The organism is Streptomyces sp. NPDC056169 (assembly GCF_042268445.1).
GTDB lineage: Bacteria > Actinomycetota > Actinomycetes > Streptomycetales > Streptomycetaceae > Streptomyces.
The window spans coordinates 614,599-631,297 of record NZ_JBHJUO010000001.1 but is presented as its reverse complement, the minus strand read 5'-3'; the positions used below and the strand labels follow the sequence as shown (position 1 = coordinate 631,297).

Here is a 16,699-nt window from a genome sequence, read left to right as displayed (position 1 = left end):
CCGTGGACAGCTTCCACAGGATGCCGTTGAGGACCTGCCGCCGGTCCCGGACCGGACGACCCATCCGCGGCGGAGCCAGCAACGGCCCGATCACTTCCCAGGCCTGATCAGTCAGTTCATGACGTCGCACCACGAACGGAGTAACGACCGACCGACATTGCGGACACGCCCTAGGGGCTGGACAGGCCCTGGCTACCTGGCCCTCTAGCCCCTGACCTCTAGCCCCTGACTCCCTAGGGCCTCGGCCCCTACGCCAGCGCCTCGTTCACCAGCCGCGCCCACTGGGCCACGACCCGTTCCCGGCGGGCGCGGTCGTCCGTCAGGAGGGTGGCGAGGCCCAGGCCGCGGGCCATGTCGAGGAGGCCCTGGACCGTTTCGCGGACGCCCGGGCGGGACTCGTCGGCGCCCAGGAGCTCGACGGCGATCCGGTGGGACTCGCGGCCGACGCGGGCCTCCAGCTCGGTGACGCGGTCCCGGAGCTGGGCCTCGTCGGAGGCCGCGACCCAGAGGTGGAGCGCGGCCCGGAACAGCGGCCCGGTGTAGAGGTCGACGAGCGCCGCGACGGCCTCGTGGCGGTCACGGGACGGCAGGGCGCGCAGGGCCTGCGAGCGTTCCTCGGCGACGTACTCGACGGCCGCCGTGAAGAGGTCCTCGCGGGTCGGGAAGTGGTGCTGGGCCGCACCCCGGGAGACACCGGCCCGTTCGGCGACGACGGCGACGGTGGACCCCGCCCAGCCGCGCTCGGCCAGGCAGGCCACGGCGGCCTCCAGGAGCCGCTGCCGGGTGGCGCGGCTCCTGTCCTGCTTGGGTGCGGTCACAGCCGCCATTCCGGGTCCCGTCGTTCGAGGAAGGCCGTCATCCCTTCGCGCGCCTCGGCGGAGGCGAAGAGCGTGGCCGACCTCTGCACCAGGTCCTCCGCGTCGCGTTCGAAGGTTTCCAGGACTCTAGCGGTGACCAGCCGTTTCGCCTCCCGCAGGCCTTGCGGGGAGCCGGCGCGGAAGGCGTCGAGGATGCCGTCGAGTGCAGTGGCGGGGGCCGTGACCAGGCCCATGGCGATCGCCTCGGCGACGCCGAAGCGCTCCCCCGTCAGGTAGTAGCGGGCGGCGGCGCGCGGGTCGAGCTTCGGGAGGAGGGTGAGGGAGATGACCGCCGGCGCGACCCCGATCCGTACCTCGGTGAGTGCGAAGTCCGCGGCCTCCCCCGCGATCACGATGTCGCACGCGCCGAGCAGGCCGAGGCCGCCGGCCCTGGCGTGGCCCGTGACCAGGCCGACGACGGGTTTCGGCAGTTCGACGAGCTGGCGGAGCAGGTCCACGAAGGCGTACGGGCTGGCCGGGGCCTTCAGGTCGGCGCCCGCGCTGAAGGTGGTGCCGGTGTGGGTGAGGACCACCGCCCGGACCGCCGGGTCCTTGCCGCAGGCGGTGAGCGCGTCGGCGAGTTCGGTGACGAGGCGGGTGGAGAGGGCGTTGCGGGTGGCCGGGGAGTCGAGGGCGAGGGTGGTGATCCCGCGCTGTTCGGTGACGACGACCAGGGGCGTGGACGGGGTCATGCGCGGTCCCTCAATTCCCTGCGGAGGATCTTGCCGGACGCCGCCCGCGGGATGCTCTCGACGAACTCCACGCTGCGGACCTTCTTGTACGGGGCGACGCGTTCGGCGACGTACGCGACGACGTCCTCGGAGGTGAGGCCGGACGCGGTGTCGGTGGCGGGCTGGCGGACCACGTAGGCCTTGGGGATCTCCGTGCCCTCGGCGTCGGTGACGCCGATGACGGCGGCGTCGGCGATGCCGTCGTGCGTGAGGAGGAGGGCTTCGAGTTCGGCCGGGGCGACCTGGAAGCCCTTGTACTTGATGAGCTCCTTGACCCGGTCGACGACGAACAGCCAGCCGTCGTCGTCGACCCGCCCGATGTCGCCGGTGTGGAGCCAGCCCTCGCCGTCGACCATCGCGGCGGTGGCGTCGGGGCGGCCCAGGTACCCCTTCATGACCTGCGGTCCCCGGATGGCGACCTCGCCCGCCTCGCCCGGTGCGGCGTCCCGCGAGGGGTCGTCGAGGGAGAGGATCCGCAGCTCGGTGGAGGGGAGCAGCTTGCCGACGGTGCCGGGCGGCGGGCTGGGGACGTCGAGCGGGGTGACGTGGGTGCCCGGGGAGAGCTCCGTCATGCCGTACGCCTGCCGGATGGGCGGCAGTCCGAGCCGGGCCGAGCAGGCCGCGGCGAGGGCCGCGTCGAGCGGGGCGGCGGAGCTGACGATGTACTCCAGGGAGGAGAGGTCGTAGGCGGCGACGGCCGGGTGCTTGGCGAGGGCGAGGACGATCGGCGGAGCCACGTACAGGCCGTTGATGCGGTGCTTCTGGATCGCGCCGAGGAAGGTGTCGAGGTCGAAGCGGGGCAGGACGACGACGGTGGCGCCCTGGCGGAGCGGGGCGTTCATGAGGGCCGTCAGGCCGTAGATGTGGAAGAAGGGGAGGACCGCGAGGATGCGGTCGCCCGGGCCCATCGGGACCAGCGGGGACAGCTGGGCCAGGTTGGTGGCGATCGACGTGTGGGTGAGCATGACGCCCTTGGGGACGCCGGTGGTGCCGGAGGAGTACGGGAGGGCCGCGATGTCCTCGTCGGGGTCGATCGGGTGATCCGGGACCGGGCCGGTGGCGGCCAGGAAGGACTGGAGCGAGCGGACGCCCTCCGTCTCGGCCTGGTCGCAGACGAATATCTCCTCGATGCCGCCCGCGAGTTCGGCCGCCGCGCGGGCCGCGGGGAGCAGCGGTGACACGGTGACGATCCAGCGCGCGGACGAGTCCCGGAGCTGCTTCGCGAACTCCTCGGGCGTGGCGAGCGGGTGGACGGTGGTGACGGAGGCGCCGGCGCGGGTGGCGGCGTAGAACGCGATCGGGAAGAGCACGGTGTTGGGGCTGTGCAGGGCGAGCACGTCGCCCTTGCGGAGTCCCGCTTCGGCGAGGCCGGCGGCGACGAGCCGGTGGAAGGCGTCGACCTGGGCGTACGTGAGGGTCAGCGCCCCGTCCCCGCCGGCCCCGTCGATCAGGGCCGGGGCGTCGCCGAACTCCGCGGCGCGGCCGAGCACGGCGTCGTGGATGGCGAGGGAGACGGTCGGAACGTCCTCGTACGCGCTGTGGAACACCATGCGAGCCCCCTGAGAGGTGGGAGGGAGAGGTGGAAGGCGAGCGCCAGGATCGCTGGTACCGGTGCGACTTGGGGAGACCCTGTCAGGACCCGGAAGAACAATCAAGCACGCATGCATGATTTTGCGGGCGTGATCGCGGGGCGGGGATCGCGATCGCGGGGCGCGGGCGCGGGTGGTGATCGCGGGGCGCTTGCGCAGGGCGCGGGCACGGGTGGTGACCGCGGGGCGCTTGCGCGGGGCGCTTGCGCGGGGCGCTTGCGCGGCGCGTGATTCCGTGCGGTGAACGGGAAGCGAAAGGTTTCCGGCGTCGCCCCGCACGGGCCGCCCGAAAACACCCCTTCCTCCCCAGTCCGAACTCCTGGGCGCATCAGGGAAGTTGCCGGAAAAAGAACGCCGTATGGCCCCACGATCCTGCATACCGGGACAGGTACGGACCAAGTCACCCCGGTGTGTGATCATGGATTCAGCCCGGTGAACCAGGTGCACAGCGTCGTGTGCTGGACCTTTCGATCCACGACCAACTGGAGCCTCCCCATGGCTGCTTCGGCCTTACTCACCCCTCCCGACACCGCCCCGCGAGCGGCCCTCCACGACACCGTCGTCGTGATCCCGGCCCGCAACGAGGAGGCGGAGATCCTCTCCTCCCTGGAGTCCCTCGCGACCCAGACCCGGCGGCCCGACCTGATCGTGGTCGTCGTCAACAACTCGACGGACGGCACCGAACGGGCCGCCCTCGACTTCGCCGCACGGCCCGGCAACCCGCCGACCCGCGTCCTGAACCTCCCCGACAACCCGCACAAGAAGGCCGGCGCCCTTAACCACGCGCTCGCCCGGCTCGGCGCGGAGACCGGACGGCTCAGCGACACCGCGCGGTACGTCCTCGTCATGGACGCCGACACCAGCCTCCACCCCGAGTTCGTCGCCCGCGCCCGCCACGTCATGGAGTCCGACCCGACCCTCGGCGGCGTCAGCGCCACCTGCTACGGCAGGACCGGACTGTGGGCGAACCCCTGGCAGCGCTTCCTGACCGGCATGCAGATCATCGAGTACGGCCGGTACGCCCACACCCGGGCGCGCCGCGGCGTGCACACCATGGCGGGCGCCGGGTCCTTCTACCGCGCCACCGCCCTCCAGGAACTCATCGACGCCCGCGACGAGGTCTTCTGGCAGCACAGCGGCAACCTCGTCGAGGACTACGAGACCACGCTCGCCCTGAAGGAGGCGGGCTGGCGCGTGACCGCCAACCAATACGTCGTCGCCTACACGGACTTGATGCCCCGCCTCGGTGACCTCGTGCGCCAGCGGGAACGCTGGGTCCGCGGCACCCTCGACATCATGCGGCAGCGCGGCTGGACCCGGCACACACGGCTCTCCATCGTCCAGTACGTGCTCGGCCTGCTCGGCTTCGCCTACAGCTTCGCCTGGATGTCCGTCTGGGTGAGCGAGGCCGTGGCGAGCGGCGAGGGCGCCGGCGATCCGCTCTGGCTGATCATCCTGCTCGCCTCGTCCCTCTTCTCCGCCGTACGGGTCGCCCCCCTGGGCTGGAAGGCCATGCTGACCTGCGCCCTCCTCCTGCCGGAGCTGGTGTTCCAGCTCATCCGCACGTACTGGATGGGCACCTCGCTCTGGCGCTCCTACACCGCGAGGACCGCGACATGGGCCTGACCCGCAGCCTCGCCGACCTCGGCCCCTTCGCCCTCGCCGGCCTCACGGTCAGCCTCTCCATCCTCCTCTTCACCCTGGTCTGCTACCTCGCCGCCTTCCCCCGCCGCCGCCGCGACGCGCGCGCGATCCGTGGCTCGTCCACACCCCGCTGACCCACGAGCCTGCCCCGGGCTCCCGGGACCGGTGACTCCCGGCAGGAAAGGGGGGCCGAGACTGCCGTGCGCGGGCAGTGCGGTGGGGCGGGCGTAGGCGCGACTGTGCCTCCATGCGAACGAGCTTCAAGGTCCATGCCGCGCTCGCGGGCGGGCTGAGCGCACTGATGCTGCTGGTGGCGGCGCTGACTTTGCTGCCGGGGCGGCTTCCGCTGCCTTCGCCCCGGACCCTGGCGGCAGTCGGCTTCGCTTCCCTCTTCCCGGTAATCGGCACCGCCGTCCTCCGTGGGATGGCGAGCGGGGCCGACCGCAGCCGCCAGTGGTCGGCCTTCCGCTGCCTGCCCAGCCGGGTACAGCTGACAGCCGGGGTGCTGTTCGGGGCCGGGATGCTGGTGAGTTTCGTCGCGATCACCGTGGGCGAAGGAAGTCTCCAGGACCCCGAGGCCCGCGACGGCCGCCACTACGCCTTCGATACGGCCCGGGGGCACCGCGGCACCGTGGAGATCGGAGCCGAGGAGTACGCGGAGTTACGCGAGAGCACCCAAGGTGCCGCCCTGGCGATCCCCGGGACCATGCTCGCCGGAGCGGCGATCATGGTCCTCATCTGCGGGGAACTGCGGCGAGCGGACGATGCCGTGGCCGGCGGCGGCGTGGACTGACGTCACCGGGCGCCCGTGCGCGCCGTGCGGCGGTCCAGCGCGGACTGTCCGCGGGCCAGCCACCGCACCGGCCAGTGGAGCAGCACGGCGAGGCACAGCAGCCAGCCGGCGGCGTGGACCGACCAGACGCCGGCCATCGTCGGGCCGCCCCAGGCCTGGTGGTAGTCGGTGTCCAGGTACCAGATCGGGTAGCCGAGGTTGCGGACCGTGTTGAACAGCGCGTACCCGACGAGTGCGAAGGCCGCCGCGTCCAGCGGCAGCCCGAGCACGGCCCGGCCGAGCACCCGGCTGCCGGTCCAGCCATCGGCACCGGTCCCGGCCCCGGTCATGCCGCCGGTCCCGTCGTGCGTCAGCCGGTTCCTCAGGCGGGCGGCCTGGTCACGCTGCCCCGTCAGGGTCAGCGCGACCGCCGCCAGGCCGCACGGGAGGGCGAGGAACGCGCGCGCGGCGGTACGGACAGGGGTTCTGGCGGTCGGGGACATCTCGGGCTCCTCACCCTCGCTGGGCTGACGTCCCGCACTCTCCTGCCCCCACGGTGCCGCCGTCGTCGCACCGTGGAGCCAGATCCGCGCTCATACCTCAGTACGACTTGGGCAGCCCCAGGGTGTGGCTCGACACGTAGTTGAGGATCATCTCGCGGCTGACCGGGGCTATCCGGGCCACGCGCGCGGCGGTGACCAGCCGGGCCAGGCCGAACTCCTTGGTGAGGCCGTTGCCGCCGAGGGTGTGGACGGCCGTGTCGACGGCCTTCACACAGGCCTCGGCGGCGGCGTACTTGGCCATGTTGGCGGCCTCGCCCGCGCCGAGGTCGTCGCCCGCGTCGTAGAGCTTCGCCGCCTTCTGCATCATCAGGCGGGCGAGTTCGAGTTCGATGTGGGCCTGGGCGAGGGGGTGGGCGATGGCCTGGTGGGCGCCGATGGGGGCCTTCCAGACCTGGCGCTCCTTCGCGTACGCCACCGCCCGCTCCAGCGCGTGGCGGCCCATGCCGATCGCGAACGCGGCCGTCATGATCCGCTCGGGGTTGAGGCCGGCGAAGAGCTGGAGGAGCCCCGCGTCCTCGTCGCCGACGAGGGCGTCCGCCGGGAGGTGGACGTCGTCGAGGGTGAGCTCGAACTGCTTCTCGTCGGCGGCGAGTTCCATCTCGATGTGCCGGCGGCCGAAGCCCGGCGCGTCACGCGGGACGATGAAGAGGCAGGGCTTGAGGTTGCCCGTCCGGGCGTCCGACGTGCGGCCGACGATGAGGGTGGCGTCGGCGATGTCGACGCCCGAGACGAAGACCTTCCGGCCGTTGAGGACCCAGCCGTCCTCGGTGCGGGTGGCGGTGGTCGTGATGCGGTGCGAGTTGGAACCCGCGTCGGGCTCGGTGATGCCGAAGGCCATCGTCCGGGAGCCGTCGGCGAGGCCGGGAAGCCAGGTCCGCTTCTGCTCCTCCGTGCCGAAGCGGGCGATCACGGTGCCGCAGATGGCGGGCGAGACGACCATCATCAGGAGCGGGGCCCCGGCGGCGCCCGTCTCCTCCAGGACGATCGACAGCTCGGCGATGCCGCCGCCCCCGCCGCCGTACTCCTCGGGAAGGTTCACGCCCAGGTAGCCGAGCTTCCCGGCCTCCGCCCACAGGGCGGCCCGGTCGAAGCCGGTGCCGTGACGGCGGCCGAGGGCGGAGACGGCGGCGCGGAGTTCGGTGTGTTCCTGCGGCTCGATGTCGGTGCTCATACGGGGTCTTCCTCCGTTGCTTCGGTCTGTACGACGGCGAGCAGGGCGCCGACCTCGACCTGGCGGCCGGGGGCGGCGTGGAGCGCGGTGAGCGTGCCGGAGGCGGGAGCGGTGACGCGGTGCTCCATCTTCATGGCCTCCAGCCAGAGCAGGGGCTGTCCGGCGGTGACCCGGTCGCCGACGGCGAGGCCGTCCGCGACCCTGACGACGGTGCCGGGCATGGGGGCGAGCAGGGAGCCGGGGGCGGTCTGCTCGCTCGGGTCGGTGAAGCGGGGGCGGACGGCCAGCCGGTGGGGGCCCGAGTGGACGGCGCCGTCGCCGTACGCGTCGATCGTGAAGTCCCTGACGACTCCCGCTACTTCGAGCCGTACGCGGCCGGGGGACGCCGCCACGACCCGTACCCCCTCGGGGGCCGTGACCTCGAAGCCGCCGGACCTCGTCGGCCGGTAGCGGACCTCGTGCTCCCCGTACGTCCTCGTCTCGTCCTGGGAGCGGAGGTTGCGCCAACCACCGCCGAACCTGGACCTGTTCGCGGCGGCTGCGGCGAGGGCGGCGGCGACGGCCGCGTACCGCTCGCCCTCCGGGGCGGTGGTCAGGGCGGGCAGGTTGCGGTCGTAGAAGCCGGTGTCGAGCACGTCCGGGGAGGCGTACTCGGGGTGGCGGAGGGACGCCACGAGCAGGCCCCGGTTGGTGGCGGGGCCGTGGATCCGGGCCCGCTCCAGGGTGTGGGCGAGCTTGCGGGCGGCCTCGGCGCGGGTGGGGGCGTGGACGACGATCTTGGCGAGCATCGGGTCGTAGTGGATGCCGACGCCGTCGCCGGAGACGTACCCGGTGTCGACCCGGACGCGGCCCTCGCGGGGGATCTCGAAGCGGTGCAGGAGACCCGTCTGGGGCGCCCACTCCCGGGCCGGGTCCTCCGCGTAGAGGCGGGCCTCGATCGCGTGGCCGTGCGGGGCCGGCGGCTCGGGGGGCAGCTCCCGGCCCTCCGCCACGGCGAGCTGGAGGGCGACGAGGTCGACGCCGTACACCTCCTCCGTCACCGGGTGCTCGACCTGGAGCCGGGTGTTCATCTCCAGGAAGTGCGCCCGGCCGTCCGCCACCAGGAACTCGACCGTGCCCGCGCCGACGTACCCGACGGCCTTCGCCGCGCGGACGGCCGTGTCCAGGAGGGAGGCCTCCAGGGCGGCCGGCAGGCCGGGCGCCGGGGCCTCCTCGATCACCTTCTGGTGCCGGCGCTGGAGGGAGCAGTCGCGGGTGCCGAGCGCCCAGACCGTGCCGTGGGTGTCGCAGAGGAGCTGCACCTCGACGTGCCGGCCGTTCTCCACGTACGGCTCGACGAAGACCTCGCCGTCACCGAAGGCGCTCGCCGCCTCGGCGGACGCGGCCCTCAACTCCTCTGGGAGGGAGGCGAGTTCTCTGACGATCCGCATGCCCCGGCCGCCGCCGCCCGCCGCCGCCTTCACGAGGACGGGGAGGTCGGACGCCGTGACGTCGGTCAGGGGCTCGACACCCAGGAGTTCCTTCGCGCGGGTCTTCGAGGCCATCGCCTCGATCGCCTCCGGCGGCGGACCGATCCAGAGCAGGCCCGCGTCGGTCACGGCCCGCGCGAAGGCGGCGTTCTCGGAGAGGAAGCCGTAGCCGGGGTGGACGGCGTCGGCGCCCGCCGCGAGCGCCGCCTTCACGATCAGGTCGCCACGCAGGTACGTCTCCGAGGGCGCCGCCCCCGGCAGCCGTACGGCCGTGTCGGCCTCCCGGACGTGCAGGGCGTCGGCGTCCGCGTCCGAGTACACGGCGACCGTGGAGATGCCCAGCTCACGGCAGGTGCGGAAGACACGGCAGGCGATCTCGCCACGGTTCGCGACGAGGAGGGAGGTGATCAAGGTGTGCCTCGCATGAGGAGGGAGGTGATCAAGGTGTGCCTCACATTCGGAAGACGCCGAAGCCGCCGCGCGCGCCCTCGACCGGTGCCGTGTGGATCGCGGAGAGGCACAGCCCGAGGACCGTGCGGGTGTCGCGGGGGTCGATGACCCCGTCGTCGTACAGCCGCCCCGAAAGGAACATCGGGAGGGACTCCGACTCGATCTGCGCCTCGACGAGCGCGCGGAGACCGGCGTCGGCCTCGTCGTCGTACGGCTGCCCCTTCGCCACTGCGGAAGCCCGCGCCACGATCGACAGGACACCGGCGAGCTGCTGCGGGCCCATGACGGCGGACTTCGCGCTCGGCCAGGCGAAGAGGAAGCGGGGGTCGTACGCCCGGCCGCACATGCCGTAGTGCCCGGCGCCGTACGACGCGCCCATGAGGACGGACAGATGGGGGACGCGCGAGTTCGCGACCGCGTTGATCATCATCGCGCCGTGCTTGATGATGCCGCCCTGCTCGTACTCCTTGCCGACCATGTAGCCGGTGGTGTTGTGGAGGAAGAGCAGCGGGATGTCGCGCTGGTTGGCGAGCTGGATGAACTGCGCCGCCTTCTGCGACTCGGCGGAGAACAGCACGCCCTGCGCGTTGGCGAGGATGCCGACCGGGTAGCCGTGCAGGGACGCCCATCCGGTGGTGAGCGAGGTCCCGTACAGCGGCTTGAACTCGTCGAAGTCGGAGCCGTCGACGATCCGGGCGATCACCTCGCGCGGGTCGAAGGGGGTCTTGAGGTCGCCGGGGACGATCCCGAGGAGTTCGTCCTCGTCGTACTTCGGGGGCGTCGCGAGCGGCGGATCGGCCTGCGCCTTGCGGTGGTTGAGGCGGGCGACGATCCGGCGGGCCTGGCGGAGCGCGTCCGCCTCGTCGACGGCGTAGTGGTCGGCGAGGCCGGACGTCCGGGCGTGCATCTCGGCGCCGCCGAGGGACTCGTCGTCGCTCTCCTCCCCCGTCGCCATCTTCACGAGCGGCGGACCGCCGAGGAAGACCTTCGACCGCTCCTTGATCATCACGGTGTGGTCGGACATGCCGGGGACGTACGCGCCGCCGGCCGTCGAGTTGCCGAAGACGACCGCGACGGTGGGGATGCCGGCGGCCGAGAGGCGCGTGAGGTCGCGGAAGAGCGCCCCGCCGGGGATGAAGATCTCCTTCTGGGAGGGCAGGTCGGCGCCGCCCGACTCGACGAGCGAGACGACGGGCAGCCGGTTGGCGAACGCGATCTCGTTGGCCCGCAGGGCCTTCTTCAGCGTCCACGGGTTGGAGGCGCCGCCGCGCACGGTCGGGTCGTTGGCCGTGATCAGGCACTCGACGCCCTCGATGACGCCGATGCCGGTGACGAGCGAGGCGCCCACCTGGTAGTCGCTGCCCCAGGCGGCGAGCGGCGACAGTTCGAGGAACGGCGAGTCGGGGTCGACGAGCAGCTCGATGCGCTCGCGGGCGAGGAGCTTGCCGCGCCCCCGGTGCCGGGCCGTGTACTTCTCGCCGCCGCCCGCGAGGGCCTTGGCGTGTTCGGCTTCGAGGGCGGTGAGCTTGTCGAGCATCGCGGCGCGGTGCTCTCGGTACTCGGGTCCGCCGGTGTCGAGGGCGGAGGCGAGGACGGTCACAGGAGTACCTCCGGTATGTCCAGGTGCCGGGAGCGGAGCCACTCGCCGAGGGCCTTGGCCTGGGGGTCGAAACGGGCCTGGGAGGCGACGCCCTCGCCGAGGATTCCGGCGACGGTGAAGTTCAGGGCCCTGAGGTGCGGGAGGACGTGCCGCTCGACGGGCAGGCCGGCGGTCTCCGGGAGGAGTTCGCGGAACGTCTCGACGGTGAGCGCGTGCGCGAGCCAGCGCCACTCCTCCTCCGTGCGGACCCACACCCCGACGTTGGCGTCGCCGCCCTTGTCGCCGCTGCGGGCGCCGGCGATCCGTCCGAGGGGGGCGCGACGCGTGGAGTCGTACGGGAGGGGCGGGGGGAGGTCGGGGACGGGGAGCAGGTCCGCGCTGTTCGGCGGTACGGGGACGGGGAGCAGGTCCGCGCTGTTCGGCGGGACGGGGACGGGGGCGGCCACGGCGGTGGGGACGGGGACGCGGGTGCCGTCCGGGAGGACGGCCGTGTGCGGGACGTCGGCGGCGGGGACGTACGCGGTCCCGAAGACGCCGTAGGGGGCGCCCTTCCCGGGGGGCGCGGTGACGTGGAAGCCGGGGTAGCTCGCGAGGGCCAGTTCGATCGCGGCGCCGGTGAGGGTGCGGCCGACGGCCTCCGGGGAGGGGTCGCGGACGACGAGGCGGAGCAGCGCGCTCGCCGTCTCCTCCGTGGCGGCGTCGGGCCGGTCGGTGCGGACCAGCTCCCAGCGGACCTCGGCGGGCCGGGAGCCGGCTCGCTCCAGGGCGTCCTCGGTCTGGTCGCGGACCAGCCGCGCCTTGGCCTCGACGTCGAGGCCGGTGAGGACGAACACCACCTCGTTGCGGAAGCCGCCGAGCCGGTTGAGGCCGACCTTGAGGGTGAGGGGCGGGGCCTCGCCCGTGACGCCGTGGATCCGGACCCGGTCGGGGCCGACCTGCGTGAGCCGTACGGTGTCGAGCCGGGCCGTCACGTCGGGGCCGGGGTAGCGGGCGCCGGCCGTCTCGTACAGCAGCTGGGCCGTGACCGTACCGACGTCGACGAGTCCGCCCGTACCGGCGTGCTTGGTGATGACGGCGCTGCCGTCGGCGTGGAGTTCGGCGAGCGGGAAGCCGGGGCGGCGCAGGGCGGCCGGGTCGTGCTCGGCGAAGAAGGCGTAGTTGCCGCCGGTGGCCTGGGTGCCGCACTCCAGGACGTGCCCGGCGACGACCGCGCCCGCCAGCCTGTCGTACTCCTCCGGGCCCCAGCCGAAGTGCCACTGCGCGGGCCCGGTGACGAGGGCGGCGTCGGTGACCCGGCCGGTGACGACGACATCGGCCCCGGCGGCGAGGCAGGCGGCGATGCCGGCCCCGCCGAGGTAGGCGTTGGCCGTCAACACGCCGTCGGGTGACGGGAGTCGGTCGCCCTCGACGTGGGCGATCCGGGTCGGCAGGCCGAGCTTCGCGGCGAGGGCGCGCAGGGCCTCGGCGAGTCCTGCGGGGTTCAGGCCGCCCGCGTTGGCGACGATGCGGACCCCGCGCTCGTGGGCGAGGCCGAGGCCCTCCTCCATCTGGCGCAGGAAGGTCTTCGCGTACCCGGCGGACGGGTCCTTGAGCTGGTCGCGGCCGAGGATGAGCATGGTCAGCTCGGCGAGGTAGTCGCCGGTGAGGACGTCGAGTTCGCCGCCGGTGAGCATCTCGCGGACGGCGTCGAAGCGGTCGCCGTAGAAACCGGAGGCGTTGCCGATACGGAGGACCACTACGCCTCCCGGGGCGTGCGGCCGGTGCCCGCCGGGCCCGCGAAGGCCTGGGCGATGCCGAGCCAGCGCTCGGCGTCGGGGCCGTGCGCGACGAGGGCGGTGTCGTCGCGGTGGACGCGCTGCGTGACGAGGAGGCAGAAGTCGAGGGCGGGGCCGGTGACGGTCTGGGCCGCGCCCTCGGGGCCGTACGCCCACACCTCCCCGTCGACTCCGACGAGTTCGACGCGGAAGGGCTCGGCGGGTGCCGGGACGCCCCGCACCAGGAAGGCGTAGTCGCGGGCCCGGACGCCGATCCAGGCGACGTGCCGGAGCCGGGCGGTGGGCACGCGGACGGCCCCGAGGGCGTCGGCGACGTCCTGGCCGTGCGCCCAGGTCTCCATGAGCCGGGCGGTGGCCATGGCCGGGGCGCTCATCGGCGGCCCGTACCAGGGGAATCGGGCACCGGGCGGGACCGCGCGGAGGGCCTCCTGGAGGCGCTCGCGGTCCGCGCGCCAGGCGGCGAGGAGCTCGGCGGGCGGCAGCTTCGCGCCCTCCTCCGCGCCCTCGTCGACGAAGCGGTCGGGGGCGGCGAGGGCCTTCCCGGCCTCGACGGCGAAGGCCTCGGGGTCGGTGGCGGCAAGGAGGGCCGCCCGGTCGGTCCAGGCGAGGTGGGCGATCTGGTGGGCGAGGGTCCAGCCGGGCGCGGGGGTCGGCGCACCCCACTGCTCCACGCTCAATTCGCTGACGAGGACGTCGAGTTCCTCGCTCTCCTCGCGCAGATCGTCGAGGACGACGGCGGGATCGGACACGGTGCGCTCCCCTCGGGACACGGCCACGGCGCGGCGACGGTACGACGGCGGCACGACGGCGGCACGGCGATGACACGACGACGGCACGACGGCGTGCCCCGGAGCATGGCAGCGAACCAGAAAACAATCAAGCATGCTTGCTTTGATTGATGCGAACGGCGGTGGCGGGCAGGCCTCCCGGGGTGGCTCCGGGGCGCCTCCCGGGGCCGGGTCATCCCTCAGAGGTACGGCGGGCCGCGCGGCGGACGACTCGGGAACGACCCCGAATCCTGCCTGATGGGGCCGAGAACCCGACCGACCCGCTCCTAGCGTGGAGGGCATGTCGTCACTGCTCGCCTTCGCCGTCAAGGACTTCCGGTCCCAGCTCCGCCAACTGGTCCTCACGGGCGCCGCCGTCGCCGTCGGCGTCGCCTTCCTGGTCCTGTCCGTCGGCGGCGCCGGAGCGCTCGTCCAGTCGTACGAGCAGTCCGCCGCCGCCGACATCGGCACGGCACCCGTCCAGGTCGTCGCCCCCGAGACGGACGCCATGCCCGCCGGAGCGGCGGCCAAGGCGGCACGGCTGCCCGGAGTCGTCGAGGTCGGCGAACGGCTCGTCGGCCACGCCAACGTCCTGCTGCCCTCCGGGCGCCCCCTCGACGACCGCGCCCTCGTCACCTCCGTCGCCGCCGACCCCGCGCTGCGCTGGCAGCGCCTCGACAGCGGCCAATGGCCGAAAGCGCCGGGCGAAGCCGTCCTCGACACCGACACCGCGCGCCGCGTCGGAGCGGCGCCCGGCGACACCGTACGGCTGACGAAGGCCGCCGGCGGCACCGCCGACGTCCGGCTCACCGGACTCCTCGACACCTCCGCGTCCCAGGCGCTCGGCTCACAGCCGGCGATCGGCGTGCCGTACGCGGAGACCCGGACGTACGCGACGGGGATCCGCACCACCCACCTCGACATCGACCTGGCGCCCGGCACGCCGGCCGGTGCCACGACCACCGCCGCCAAGAAGGCGATCGGCGGCGGAGTCACCGCCTACACCCACGCCGGGGCCGTCGAGAACGCCGTACGGAGCGCCCGGACGATCTACGCCGTCGTCCTCACCGCCGCGCTCTCGTTCGTCCTCATCGCCATGGCCGTGGCCCGCATGGTCGTCACCAACACCTTCTCCGTCGTCCTCGCCCAGCGCGCCCGCCAACTCGCCCTGCTGCGCTGCATCGGCGCCGACCGCGAGCAGGTCCGCCGGGTCATCCGCCGCCAAGGGCTGCTGCTCGGCGTCCTCGCCTCCACCGCCGGCCTCGCCGCCGGCGCGGGCGCCTGCCTCCTCGGCACCGCCCTCCTGAACGGCTTCGGGGGCCTCGGCCCCATCGAGGTCTCGCTGCTTCCCGGCCGGCTCACCTTCCTCCTCGCCGGGCTGTTCGGCGTCCTGCTCACCCTGTGGGCCGTCCGCAAGCCCGCCCGGGCCGCCGCAGCCGTCCCGCCCGTGACCGCGCTCGCCGCGAGCGGCGCCGCGCGGCTCCCCGAGCCCGGCAGCCGCCCCCTGCGCGAAGCCGTCTCCGTCCTGTTCCTCGTCACCGGCGCGGGACTGCTCGCACTCGGCGCGTTCGGCGGCTCGCCCCTCGCACTGCTCGCCGTGACGCTCGGCGCGATCCTCACCTTCTTCGGCGTCCTCCGTTACGCCCGCCACCTGCTGCCGCCGCTGGTCGGCCTCCTCGGCAGGGGCCTGCGCCGCCCCTTCGGCACCACCGGGAAGCTCGCCGTGCAGCAGCTCCGCGCCAACGCGGCCAGGACCGGGGCCGCCGCCTCCGCGATGCTCGTCGGCGTGACCGTCGCCGTCTCCGCGGTGACCGCGATCGGGGTCGCGAGCGGCGGCCTGGAGACGATGCTCGCGAACCGCACGCCGGCCGTCTTCAGCCTGCTCGGGGAGTCCGGAGGGAAGGAGGAATCCGTACCCGCCGGCGCGCTCGCCGCCCTCCGCGAGCGGCCCGAACTGACCACCACCCCGGTCCGTACGGCCACCCTCACCGTCGACGGCCGCAGCACCGTGATCGCCGCCGCCGACCCGACCCGCCTCAACCCGGCGGCGGAGGGCGTCGCGGCGGCCCGCGCCCTGAAGGACGGAGAGGCACTGACGCTGGTGAAGGAAGGCACCGTGACGGTGCAGGGCGCGGGGACGGGGACGGGGACGGGGACGGCCAAGGGCACCGCCACGACGGAGGCCACCACCCTCGCCGCCCACCGGTCCACGCTGCCCATGGACCTCGCCCCCGAGGCCACCGTGTACGTCACCCCCGCCACGCTCGACCGGCTCGCACCCGGCGCCGCCACCGTCGCCACCGTCCTCGTCGACCCGGCCGCCGGCACCGACCACGCCACCGCCCGCGCCGCCATCGACCAGGCCCTCGCCGCCCACCCGGACCTCCGGGTCGCCGACGCCACCGCCGACGCCCGGCTCGTCCGGGGCATGCTGGACCGGCTGATGGTCGTCGTGACCGTACTGCTCGGCTTCTCGATGGCCATCGCCGCGCTCGGCGTCGCCGCCACCCTGATGCTCACCGTCGAGGAACGCACCCGCGAGTTCGGCATGCTCCGCGCGGTCGGCCTCGCGGGCGAGCAGCTCCGCAGGATGCTCACCCTGGAGTCCGTCCTCCTGGCCCTCTCCGGCGCGCTCGCCGGTACGGTCCTCGGCCTCGTCTACGGCACGCTCGCCGCCCGCTCCGTCCTCACCTCGGTCTCCCCGCTGGAGATCCTCGCCCACTCGGGCGGTACGGCCCTGACGGTCCTCGGCATCCTGGCGGCCACCCTCCTCACCGGCATCGCCGCCTCGGCCCTCCCGGCCCGCCGGGTGCGCCGCCTGGTGGTGGTGGACGCACTCCAGTCGACGTCGTGACCGTACGACGTCGTGACCGTACGACCCCACGATCCGCGCTCGCGATCGCGGCACCGCACCGCACACGACGGACCACTGCCGAACTCCGCACCCTTCTGCAACACTTGACCGGTACCACTTCGCACGACCACGGGGGTCCCATGAGCATGGACATCGAACTCGCCGACCTGCTCGCCTCGTTGCGCTCCGAGATCAGCCGCGCCCGGCTGGAAGCGGCGAACGAGGACGTGAGGTTCCGTATCGACTCCATCGACCTGGAGCTCCAGGTGTCCGTGGAGAAGTCCGCCGAGGCCAACGCCGGCATGAAGTTCTGGGTGGTCTCGCTCGGCGGCAAGGCCGGCGCGAAGAGCGGCCAGACGCACACCGTCCGGATGACGCTCTCCGCCGAGGAAGCGGCGACCGGCCAGAAAGTCCGCACCGGCGACGACGTGACCGACCTCCTCGGCCTCGGCTGAGC

Annotated in this window: 15 protein-coding genes; 5 read left to right on the top strand and 10 right to left on the bottom strand. The window is 73.5% G+C overall.

Going from position 1 to position 16,699, the window contains the following annotated elements:
• The 4 genes from ACFC0G_RS02855 to ACFC0G_RS02840 form a co-directional block, all read right to left on the bottom strand.
• Positions 1-133 (bottom strand): transposase (locus ACFC0G_RS02855; RefSeq protein ID WP_376396177.1); only part of this gene is annotated, 133 nt, incomplete at its 3' end.
• A 115-nt stretch (positions 134-248) separates the two neighbouring features.
• Entirely contained in the window at positions 249-827 is a 579-nt protein-coding gene (locus ACFC0G_RS02850) for a TetR/AcrR family transcriptional regulator (protein ID WP_376396092.1), read from the bottom strand.
• On the bottom strand, positions 815-1,549 hold the full coding sequence (locus ACFC0G_RS02845) for an enoyl-CoA hydratase family protein (protein ID WP_376396089.1): 735 nt from the start codon (positions 1,547-1,549) through the stop codon (positions 815-817). Before ACFC0G_RS02845 ends, ACFC0G_RS02850 begins: the two co-directional genes overlap by 13 nt.
• Positions 1,546-3,138: an AMP-binding protein gene (locus ACFC0G_RS02840; RefSeq protein ID WP_376396086.1), complete on the bottom strand. Its 1,593-nt coding sequence runs from the start codon at positions 3,136-3,138 to the stop codon at positions 1,546-1,548. The genes ACFC0G_RS02845 and ACFC0G_RS02840 overlap by 4 nt, the downstream gene beginning before the upstream one ends.
• Positions 3,139-3,672: 534 nt before the next feature.
• Between ACFC0G_RS02840 and ACFC0G_RS02835 the strand changes: the two genes are divergently transcribed.
• The 3 genes from ACFC0G_RS02835 to ACFC0G_RS02825 all read left to right on the top strand — a co-directional run bounded on the left by ACFC0G_RS02835 (position 3,673) and on the right by ACFC0G_RS02825 (position 5,614).
• On the top strand, positions 3,673-4,803 hold the full coding sequence (locus ACFC0G_RS02835) for a glycosyltransferase family 2 protein (protein WP_376396083.1): 1,131 nt from the start codon (positions 3,673-3,675) through the stop codon (positions 4,801-4,803).
• The gene (locus ACFC0G_RS02830; RefSeq protein WP_376396080.1) at positions 4,794-4,955 is read left to right on the top strand and encodes a hypothetical protein; all 162 of its coding nucleotides are present in this window, start codon (positions 4,794-4,796) and stop codon (positions 4,953-4,955) included. Before ACFC0G_RS02835 ends, ACFC0G_RS02830 begins: the two co-directional genes overlap by 10 nt.
• A gap of 113 nt (positions 4,956-5,068) precedes the next feature.
• Positions 5,069-5,614 carry a hypothetical protein gene (locus ACFC0G_RS02825; RefSeq protein WP_376396078.1) on the top strand — a complete coding sequence of 182 codons (546 nt, stop codon included), beginning with the start codon at positions 5,069-5,071 and terminating at the stop codon, positions 5,612-5,614.
• A 2-nt stretch (positions 5,615-5,616) separates the two neighbouring features.
• Here ACFC0G_RS02825 and ACFC0G_RS02820 read toward each other — a convergent pair whose 3' ends face one another.
• From ACFC0G_RS02820 to ACFC0G_RS02795, 6 genes are all read right to left on the bottom strand, one after another.
• Positions 5,617-6,096: a hypothetical protein gene (locus ACFC0G_RS02820; protein ID WP_376396075.1), complete on the bottom strand. Its 480-nt coding sequence runs from the start codon at positions 6,094-6,096 to the stop codon at positions 5,617-5,619.
• 97 nt (positions 6,097-6,193) lie between these two features.
• Complete coding sequence (locus ACFC0G_RS02815; RefSeq protein ID WP_376396073.1) at positions 6,194-7,327, bottom strand: acyl-CoA dehydrogenase family protein; 1,134 nt, start codon at positions 7,325-7,327, stop codon at positions 6,194-6,196.
• Positions 7,324-9,207 (bottom strand): acetyl/propionyl/methylcrotonyl-CoA carboxylase subunit alpha, encoded by a 1,884-nt coding sequence (locus ACFC0G_RS02810; RefSeq protein WP_376396070.1) that lies wholly within the window; start codon positions 9,205-9,207, stop codon positions 7,324-7,326. Before ACFC0G_RS02810 ends, ACFC0G_RS02815 begins: the two co-directional genes overlap by 4 nt.
• Positions 9,208-9,247: 40 nt before the next feature.
• The gene (locus ACFC0G_RS02805; protein WP_376396067.1) at positions 9,248-10,846 is read right to left on the bottom strand and encodes an acyl-CoA carboxylase subunit beta; all 1,599 of its coding nucleotides are present in this window, start codon (positions 10,844-10,846) and stop codon (positions 9,248-9,250) included.
• On the bottom strand, positions 10,843-12,582 hold the full coding sequence (locus ACFC0G_RS02800; protein WP_376396064.1) for an acyclic terpene utilization AtuA family protein: 1,740 nt from the start codon (positions 12,580-12,582) through the stop codon (positions 10,843-10,845). The genes ACFC0G_RS02805 and ACFC0G_RS02800 overlap by 4 nt, the downstream gene beginning before the upstream one ends.
• A complete protein-coding gene (locus ACFC0G_RS02795; RefSeq protein WP_376396061.1) occupies positions 12,582-13,370 on the bottom strand; it encodes a TIGR03084 family metal-binding protein in 789 nt (262 codons plus the stop codon). The genes ACFC0G_RS02800 and ACFC0G_RS02795 overlap by 1 nt, the downstream gene beginning before the upstream one ends.
• 319 nt (positions 13,371-13,689) lie before the next feature.
• Here ACFC0G_RS02795 and ACFC0G_RS02790 point away from each other — a divergent pair, with 319 nt between their 5' ends.
• Both ACFC0G_RS02790 and ACFC0G_RS02785 read left to right on the top strand, forming a co-directional pair.
• Positions 13,690-16,242 (top strand): FtsX-like permease family protein, encoded by a 2,553-nt coding sequence (locus ACFC0G_RS02790; RefSeq protein ID WP_376396058.1) that lies wholly within the window; start codon positions 13,690-13,692, stop codon positions 16,240-16,242.
• 140 nt (positions 16,243-16,382) lie between these two features.
• Complete coding sequence (locus ACFC0G_RS02785; protein ID WP_376396055.1) at positions 16,383-16,697, top strand: trypco2 family protein; 315 nt, start codon at positions 16,383-16,385, stop codon at positions 16,695-16,697.
• Positions 16,698-16,699 lie beyond the last annotated feature (2 nt).

Bases quoted from the DNA above. Each gene is read 5' to 3' on its own strand.
- ACFC0G_RS02850 (WP_376396092.1), bottom strand. From the start codon at position 827: ATGGCGGCTGTGACCGCACCCAAGCAGGACAGGAGCCGCGCCACCCGG.
- ACFC0G_RS02845 (WP_376396089.1), bottom strand. From the start codon at position 1,549: ATGACCCCGTCCACGCCCCTGGTCGTCGTCACCGAACAGCGCGGGATC.
- ACFC0G_RS02840 (WP_376396086.1), bottom strand. From the start codon at position 3,138: ATGGTGTTCCACAGCGCGTACGAGGACGTTCCGACCGTCTCCCTCGCC.
- ACFC0G_RS02835 (WP_376396083.1), top strand. From the start codon at position 3,673: ATGGCTGCTTCGGCCTTACTCACCCCTCCCGACACCGCCCCGCGAGCG.
- ACFC0G_RS02830 (WP_376396080.1), top strand. From the start codon at position 4,794: ATGGGCCTGACCCGCAGCCTCGCCGACCTCGGCCCCTTCGCCCTCGCC.
- ACFC0G_RS02825 (WP_376396078.1), top strand. From the start codon at position 5,069: ATGCGAACGAGCTTCAAGGTCCATGCCGCGCTCGCGGGCGGGCTGAGC.
- ACFC0G_RS02820 (WP_376396075.1), bottom strand. From the start codon at position 6,096: ATGTCCCCGACCGCCAGAACCCCTGTCCGTACCGCCGCGCGCGCGTTC.
- ACFC0G_RS02815 (WP_376396073.1), bottom strand. From the start codon at position 7,327: ATGAGCACCGACATCGAGCCGCAGGAACACACCGAACTCCGCGCCGCC.
- ACFC0G_RS02790 (WP_376396058.1), top strand. From the start codon at position 13,690: ATGTCGTCACTGCTCGCCTTCGCCGTCAAGGACTTCCGGTCCCAGCTC.
- ACFC0G_RS02785 (WP_376396055.1), top strand. From the start codon at position 16,383: ATGAGCATGGACATCGAACTCGCCGACCTGCTCGCCTCGTTGCGCTCC.